The organism is Streptomyces triticirhizae (assembly GCF_003696235.1).
In the GTDB taxonomy this organism is placed as follows: domain Bacteria; phylum Actinomycetota; class Actinomycetes; order Streptomycetales; family Streptomycetaceae; genus Streptomyces; species Streptomyces triticirhizae.
Genome location: NZ_RFFJ01000262.1, coordinates 1 through 6,813, shown reverse-complemented (window position 1 = coordinate 6,813; position 6,813 = coordinate 1). Strand labels below are relative to the sequence as shown.

The 6,813-nt window shown below is 71.5% G+C and carries 8 protein-coding genes; 4 read left to right on the top strand and 4 right to left on the bottom strand.

The window, feature by feature from the left end; translation table 11 throughout:
- Positions 1-98: 98 nt before the first annotated feature.
- Both EBN88_RS27520 and EBN88_RS27515 read right to left on the bottom strand, forming a co-directional pair.
- Positions 99-899 (bottom strand): SAM-dependent methyltransferase, encoded by an 801-nt coding sequence (locus tag EBN88_RS27520; protein ID WP_122399754.1) that lies wholly within the window; start codon positions 897-899, stop codon positions 99-101.
- A 72-nt stretch (positions 900-971) separates the two neighbouring features.
- Entirely contained in the window at positions 972-1,640 is a 669-nt protein-coding gene (locus EBN88_RS27515) for a TetR/AcrR family transcriptional regulator (protein ID WP_122399753.1), read from the bottom strand.
- Between the two features lie 103 nt (positions 1,641-1,743).
- Here EBN88_RS27515 and EBN88_RS27510 point away from each other — a divergent pair, with 103 nt between their 5' ends.
- Together EBN88_RS27510 and EBN88_RS27505 are read left to right on the top strand one after the other, a co-directional pair.
- The gene (locus EBN88_RS27510) at positions 1,744-2,397 is read left to right on the top strand and encodes a class I SAM-dependent methyltransferase (protein WP_122399752.1); all 654 of its coding nucleotides are present in this window, start codon (positions 1,744-1,746) and stop codon (positions 2,395-2,397) included.
- Positions 2,398-2,468: 71 nt separating this feature from the next.
- A complete protein-coding gene (locus tag EBN88_RS27505; protein WP_122399751.1) occupies positions 2,469-2,843 on the top strand; it encodes a VOC family protein in 375 nt (124 codons plus the stop codon).
- 144 nt (positions 2,844-2,987) lie between these two features.
- Here the strand turns inward: EBN88_RS27505 and EBN88_RS27500 are convergent, their stop codons facing one another.
- Together EBN88_RS27500 and EBN88_RS27495 are read right to left on the bottom strand one after the other, a co-directional pair.
- A complete protein-coding gene (locus EBN88_RS27500) occupies positions 2,988-4,007 on the bottom strand; it encodes a glycosyl hydrolase (RefSeq protein WP_122399750.1) in 1,020 nt (339 codons plus the stop codon).
- A gap of 96 nt (positions 4,008-4,103) precedes the next feature.
- Entirely contained in the window at positions 4,104-5,147 is a 1,044-nt protein-coding gene (locus tag EBN88_RS27495) for a LacI family DNA-binding transcriptional regulator (RefSeq protein ID WP_122399749.1), read from the bottom strand.
- Between the two features lie 418 nt (positions 5,148-5,565).
- On the opposite strand from EBN88_RS27495, the gene EBN88_RS30895 reads away from it, so the two are divergent.
- Positions 5,566-5,754: a hypothetical protein gene (locus EBN88_RS30895; protein WP_158621557.1), complete on the top strand. Its 189-nt coding sequence runs from the start codon at positions 5,566-5,568 to the stop codon at positions 5,752-5,754.
- A 62-nt stretch (positions 5,755-5,816) separates the two neighbouring features.
- Positions 5,817-6,686: a CHAT domain-containing protein gene (locus tag EBN88_RS27490; RefSeq protein ID WP_267902611.1), complete on the top strand. Its 870-nt coding sequence runs from the start codon at positions 5,817-5,819 to the stop codon at positions 6,684-6,686.
- The last annotated feature ends 127 nt before the right edge of the window (positions 6,687-6,813 follow it).

The following is a 6,813-nucleotide window of genomic DNA, read 5'->3' as shown; positions in this document are numbered from 1 at the left end:
GGGGCGCGGCTCCGCCGTACCCGCGCCGCCCGCCTCGTCCGCGCCGTCCGCCTCGTCCGCGCCGTCCGCGCCGGACGGGGCGGGCCCGCCGCCAGGCGTCACCGCTTGAGGCCCACCGCCGCCCACATCGAGACCAGCGCGGCCAGGTCGCCCTCCACCGCCTCCCGTTGCGTCTCCTCGTCCGGCCGCCACAGATGCGGCGGAACGATGCCGGGATCGACCAGTTCGAGCCCGTCGAAGAAGCGCAGGATCTCCTCCCGGTTCCGCGACTGGGCCGCCATCCCGCCCTGCCGGTAGATCTCCTCGACCCGCAGCATCACCGAGGCGTCGAAGTCGTGCGTGCCGTGCGAGAGCACCAGCGCCGACCCCGAGGGGAGCGCGTCCACCAGCGCGGCCACCACCTCGCGCGCCCCCTGCTCGTCCGGAACGAAGTGCAGCAGCGCGACCAGCGACAGCGCCACCGGCCGGCCCCGGTCCAGCACCGCGAACGCCTCGTCGAGGATGCGCTCGTGGTCCGTGGCGACATCGGCCTCCACATAGACCGTGCGCCCCTCCGGGGTGCTGCGCATCAGCGCGTCCGAGTACGTCAACACCAGCTGGTCCTTGTCGACATACACCACCCGCGACTCGGGAGCCACGGACTGGGCGACCTGGTGCAGATTGGGCTCGGTCGGGATGCCCGTTCCGATGTCGAGGAACTGGCGCACCCCCCGTTCGCTCAGAAAACGCACCGCACGGTGCATGAACTGCCGGTTGGTCCGCGCCGCCGCCCGCGCTCCCGGCCAGACGCCCAGCACCGTGTCGCCGGCCTGGCGGTCTATCGCGTAGTGGCTCTTGCCGCCCAGGTAGTAGTCATAGACCCGGGCGGTGTGCGGCACGTCGTATGTCGGTAACTGCATGATCCCCAACTCGCCTCACTCCCGCGCTGCTTCGCGCGCAGACGCACACGTACCCCGCCGGGCACCGTTCAGTCAACGCTCTCCGAGCAACGGTGCCCCGGGCCGGGCGACCAGCTGGGCGGTCAGGGCGTCGACCGCCCACTCCTCCCACCGCTCCGGCGACCAGCCCCGGTCGCGGACGAACAGCAGATACAGCTCAGGGGAGAGCAGCCCGAACAGCACGTCCGCCGCCGCCTCCACGGTCAGCCCGGGGCGCGCGTCCGGCTTCCCGACCAGCGCCTCAGCCGCCGCGCGCTGCACGGTGAGGCGGGGGTCGGGGCCCTTGGGCCACTGCGCGGCGATCTCCGGATCGGTCGCGGCGGCCGCCGCGACCATCGGCATGATCGGCGCGAAGCGCGCCAGGACCGCGCCCGTGCCCCGCGCGTGGAGCCGCAGCTGGCCGGCCGCCGTCTCCGCCGCGCACGCCTCGCGGAACCACGGCCGGTCCATCGTCGCGACCGGCTCCGCGTCGCCCGCGATGGAGGTGTCCACCACGTCCTTGAAGAGCGCGCGCTTGTTCCCGAAGACGAAGTAGACGGTCTGCACCGCCACGCCCGCCCGGTCCGCGACCTCCCGCAGGCTGGTCGCGCCGTAGCCCCGTTCGACGAACAGCTCCCGCGCCGCGCGCGTGATCCGCTCCCGCGTCCGACGCGACCGTTCGGCCCGCCCGTCCCGCTTTCCGGCCGTCCCGGTCTTGTCCATGCCGGAAGTCTAGGTCTAGGGTCTGTTTCTGTAGTCGGACACTAGAGTTCGACTACAGAAAGATGGAGAGGGGCACCCACTCATGAACCAGAGCGGATCATCGATGGACCGGAACCACGCCGAACGGGACCCGGCCGCCGAACGGATCACCGCCGCCGAACGGGCCCAGGAGGTCGCGGTGCGGCGGGAGTTGGAGGAGTACTACCGCGCCGGCCGGCCGCCCTGGGACACCGGCGTGACCCCGCCCGAGCTGGTGGCCCGCGTCGAGGGGCCGGCCGCCCTGCCGCCGGGACGCGCCCTCGAACTGGGCTGCGGCACCGGCACCAACGCCGTCTATCTGGCCCGCCACGGCTGGCGGGTGACGGCCGTCGACCTGGTCGCCAGCGCCGTCCAGCGGGCCCGCGTCAAGGCCGATTCCGCCGGCGTCGACATCGCGTTCCACCACGGCGACGCCACCCGCCTCGACGCCGGGCGCGCCCCGGGCCCGTTCACCCTCTTCTTCGACCTGTCCTGCTTCTGCGGCATCCCGCCGCACCGCCGCGACGCCTATGCCGACATACTCAGTCAACGGGCCGCACCGGGCGCCGAGTTGCTGATGTTCGGCTATGGTCCCGGCGCGCTCGACGACGTGTTCTCCGGGGTGACCGCCGACGAGCTGCGCGACCGCTTCGCCGGCTGGGACCTGGCCGACGTCACCCCCGGCACCAACCCCGTTCCCACCTTCTGGTTCACCCTCCGCCGCCGCGCCCACGGCTGACGCGTCGGGCGGCGCGGCCCGCGCCCCGTGGTTCCCGGCCTCGTGCCGCGCACCGTGCCATGATCCCGGCCATGCATCGCAGCCGCCTCCACGTAGTCCTGATCGACACGCCACCCGAGACGTCCGAAGCCGAACTCGCCTTCTGGGGCGCCGCGTTGGGCCGCCAGCCGGTGCCCGAGGAGGGCACGCCGTTCGCCACCCTCACCCGGCTGGCCGGCGGGGAACTCCTCGCCCACCAGCGCCTTGATGAGGGCCAGCCCCGCATCCACCTCGACCTGGAGTCCGACGACGTGGCCGCCGAGGTCGCCCGGGTCGAGGCGCTGGGCGCCACCCGCGTCGGCGAGCACGACGGGTGCGTGCACCTGCGCGACCCGGCCGGCCTGGTCTTCTGCGTGGTCCCCGTGCAGAGCGAGGACTTCGCCGAGCACGCGACCACCTGGCCCTGACGGCCGGCGGGTCGCCGCCCGGCCGGGCTCGCGTGAGACCCGGCCGCCCCGCCCGGCCGCCGCCCCGCCCGGCCGAGAGCGCGGCCGGACGGGGCGACAGGGGCCGGGAACGGGCGATTCCTCTGCGGACAACTCAGCGACGCGCTACGGCAGTCGCACCTCCCCCTGGTTGAGCGTGCGCGGGTGGAAGTACGCGGCCTGGATCTCCTCGTTGGTGTTGTCGCCGCGCAGCTGCTCGGACCAGACCATGAAGTAGCTCCACTCCGGCTGCGCGTCGAGCATCGAGGGGCTCGGCACCTTCCCCATCTCGGCGATGGCGAACGGCCGGTCGCCGGCCAACGAGCGGATCTGCTGGTAGTCGCCGCTGCTCGGCAGGCCCTTGTACCAGACGTCGAGCGACACCACCTCGACATACGCGTCGCCCGGGTAGTACGCGTCCCAGCCGCCGGCCGGGTTGTCCTGGATGTTCCAGACCCAGATCAGGTTGTCCAGGCCGTGGTTGTTCACCAGGTAGTCGTGGGTGATCTGGAAGAGCCTCGAACTGCCGCCCTGGCCGGGCCGGTTGCCCCACCAGTTCCACGACTCGTTCATCTCGTGGAACGGCCGGAAGAGCACCGGCACGCCCGCGTCCTTCAACTGTTGGAGGTAGGGCGCCACGGAGTCGAGCCGGTTGAGCCACTCCCGGTGCAACCCGCTGCCCTCGGTGACCAGTTCGTTGAACTGGGCGTCGGAGATGTTCGACTTGACGCCGCCCTCGAACTCGCAGGAGGTGCCGCCGGTCGGCGGGCAGGCGTGCCAGGTCAGCGCCACCAGGGAGCCGTTGTTCCACTCGGTGATGGCCTGGTCGATCACCGACTGCCGGTTGGCGATGTCCTCGGCGCGGAACATCAGGTCGCCGCCCCACAGCCCCGGGTACTGGCCGGTGACGTCGTGCACCTGCTGGGTGTACTGGCTGGGCTGGCTGGCCGGCTCCTTGTTGTGCTGGCCGGAGACGATGTTCGAACCGCTGATGGAGTTCAGGTAGTTGACGACCTCCTGCTTCGGGGTGGGCGGGAACGCCGGCGCGCTGCCGGCCCCGTTGAGGGCGAGCGCGCCGACCGCGACCAGGGCGGTCAGCAGGATCAGCAATCGTTTTCTGGCAAGCGGGATAATGGATGTGTGCATGACGAGCAGACCTCTCTGTGCGGGGGTTGACGGTCGATCGGGTGGTGCGGTGCGGGGGTGGTGCGGTGGTGCGGCTTCTCTCTGTGGCCGCGCCGCTCAGCGGGGTGGCGGTCCGGTGGAGCCGCGCGGGGTGAAGACGGGGGTCGGCATCTGCCGGGCGGTGATCCGTTCCCCGCCCAGCACGTCGTAGAGGGCGCGGGCGACCTCCGCGCCAAAGTGATGAACGTCGTGGCTCATCGCCGACAGGGTCGGCCGGGTCAACTGGCAGAGCTGCGAGTCGTCCCACGCCAGCAGCGACACGTCCTCCGGCACCCGAAGCCCCATCTCGGCGGCGACGGACAGGGCGGCGACGGCCATCAGATCGTTGTCGTACAGGATCGCGGTGGGGCGGTCGGCGGACGCCAGCAGGGCACGCGTCGCCCGCGCGCCCTGTTCGCCGGAGAAGTCGGTGGCCAGCTGCCGGCCCTCGTCCAGCCGCAACTCCCTCACGGCGGCGGTGAAGGCGGTCGCCCGGATGGCGCTGTGGCCCAGCTCCGCCGAGCCGCCGACCCGCGCCAGCCGCCGATGGCCCAGCGCCGCGAGATAGCGCACGCACTCGGTGACGGCGGTCCCGTCGTCCGTCCACAGCGCGGCGAACGAACCGGTCAGCGACGGGTGTCCGACGGCGACCGCCGGCATCCCCAACCGGGCGAGCACCGGCACCCTGGGGTCCTCGCGCCGGAAGTCCACCAGCACCGATCCGGCGATCTGGCCGGAGCGCCACCAGTGCCGCTGGAGGTCCAACTCCTCGTCGATGTCCCGCACCAGGCGCAGCAGCAGGGCGCTGGAACGCTGGGTCAGCACGCTCTCGATGCCGGAGATGAACTCCATGTAGAAGGGTTCCAGGCCGAGTTGGCGCGCGGGCCGGCAGATGGCCAACCCGACGGTGCCGGTGCCCCGTTCGCCCAGGGCCTTCGCCGAACGGTTCGGCTCCCAGCCCATCTCCTTTGCGACGGCGAGGATATGGGCGCGGGTGCGCGCGGAGACGCCGGGCTTGTCGTTGAACGCCAGGGAGACCGCCGCGCGCGAGACGCCGGCCCGCGCGGCGACGTCCCTGATCGTCAGCCGGGCGGACCCGTGCTCCTCGCGTGAACCGGTCATGGCCGCCAGCTCCTTGTCGCGGTCGTGGGGGTGGTGCGGGGGAGTCGAACCGGGCGGCCCGGGCCGCCCTCCGGTGGGGGTGGCGCTTAACGTAGACGCGTTTCCCGGCCGCCGTCCATAGCCCGGTCCAGTCGATTCGGGCCCGATTTCAGGCCGTTCACCTGCGGGATTACTGAACCTTTACTCAACTTGTGACGCCTCTGGACAAGGCCGCTCCGTAGCCCGCACAGTGTCAGGCTGGCCGGTAGGTCTGGACCAGAGGGCTCTCTTCCCCCGGCGTCCGTACCCGTTCCGCCCCCGGCGCGCGACACCACCGTCCGGAAGGCCGCAGTTGGCCCTGTGGCACCGAGGGAACCGCCCGGCTGGGCCCGGGCGTTCCATCCGGGGACGATGCTGAAAGGGAAGGGGGCAGCCGATCGTGCTCATCGGGCCGCCGCTGGGGGACCTGTACATTCTGGCGGCCCGGGTCATGGAACGGAGCGTGACGGAGGAGTCGGCGCTCGCCAGGGCCCGGACGATGGCGGGGCACGACATCACGAGGGAGCGACTGGAGGTCTGCCATCCGCTCCTCGTCGATCTCGCCGAGCACAACGAGGACCATGCCTAGTCCCTCGATCCGGAACAGGCCCAGGCGCACTGGTCCGCCGCGGCCGATGCCGCGCGCGAGGTGTGGCGCGATGTCGACCAGCACATGCCACTCGACGAGTGTTTCCGGGCCCTTGCTCCGTCAGCCCGGTACGGCGGGCTGAGGGAGAACCACCGGTTGGCCACGCTGCTGCCCGTGCCGCTGTGGTCTTCTGGCCCCACGGCCCGCTGCCCTACATCCCCTTCCACCTGTCGCACGTGGATGGCCGCCCGCTGGCAGACGAGTGGACCGTCACCACGGTGGCGAGCAGCGCCCAACTCCTGCCCGGGTCAACCGGACACCGGCGCCGCCGACGCCTGCTCGTTGTCGGCGCGCCCTCGGCCGACGTTCGGTTCCAACTCCCCGACCAGCCACAGATCGTTGACCATGCCCGAGAACTGGCCCGCAGGGTCCCGCGCGCTCGACTGCTGGTCGGGGACGACGCCACGCCGCGCACCGTTCTGGCGGCCACGAGGAAGACCGACTACCTGCACATCGCCGCACATGGCTCGCAGGACGTGGAAGCGCCTTGGTGCCAGTGCTTGTATCTCTCGCCCGACCCGGGTGAGAACGACGGTCGGCTGTTCGCGCACCAGATCCTCGCTCTCGACCTGCGGGGCGTGGACCTGGTGACGTTGAGCGCCTGCGAGTCGGCGATGGGCCGTTACGACCTCAACGACAATCCGCGTGGCCTGCCGGCGGCGTTCCTGCTGGCCGGCGCGAGGACCGTGGTCGGCGTCCTGTGGCCGGTGACAGCTCCCGTCGCGACGCTGTTCTTCGACGACCTGTACACGCGGCTCGCGGCCGGCGACACCAAGCGGGACGCGTTCCGGCACGCCCAACTGGCCACGCGTGTCGTCCACCCGGCGTACCGGGACCGGGGCGCCTTCACCCTGATCGGCGACTGGCGCTGACTAGGTGTTCTGTCCGGGGAGGTTGTGGACGGTGATGTAGGTCTCGGTTAGGGGTCTTGAATGGGGGAGGGCCTTCTGGGTTCGGTGTGGATTGCGACATCTGCACCGACCTTGAGAAGGCCCTCAT

Coding starts and splice junctions, on each gene's coding strand:
- EBN88_RS27505 (WP_122399751.1), top strand. CDS start 2,469: ATGCATCGCAGCCGCCTCCACGTAGTCCTGATCGACACGCCACCCGAG.
- EBN88_RS27515 (WP_122399753.1), bottom strand. CDS start 1,640: ATGGACAAGACCGGGACGGCCGGAAAGCGGGACGGGCGGGCCGAACGG.
- EBN88_RS27520 (WP_122399754.1), bottom strand. CDS start 899: ATGCAGTTACCGACATACGACGTGCCGCACACCGCCCGGGTCTATGAC.
- EBN88_RS27495 (WP_122399749.1), bottom strand. CDS start 5,147: ATGACCGGTTCACGCGAGGAGCACGGGTCCGCCCGGCTGACGATCAGG.
- EBN88_RS27500 (WP_122399750.1), bottom strand. CDS start 4,007: ATGCACACATCCATTATCCCGCTTGCCAGAAAACGATTGCTGATCCTG.
- EBN88_RS27510 (WP_122399752.1), top strand. CDS start 1,744: ATGGACCGGAACCACGCCGAACGGGACCCGGCCGCCGAACGGATCACC.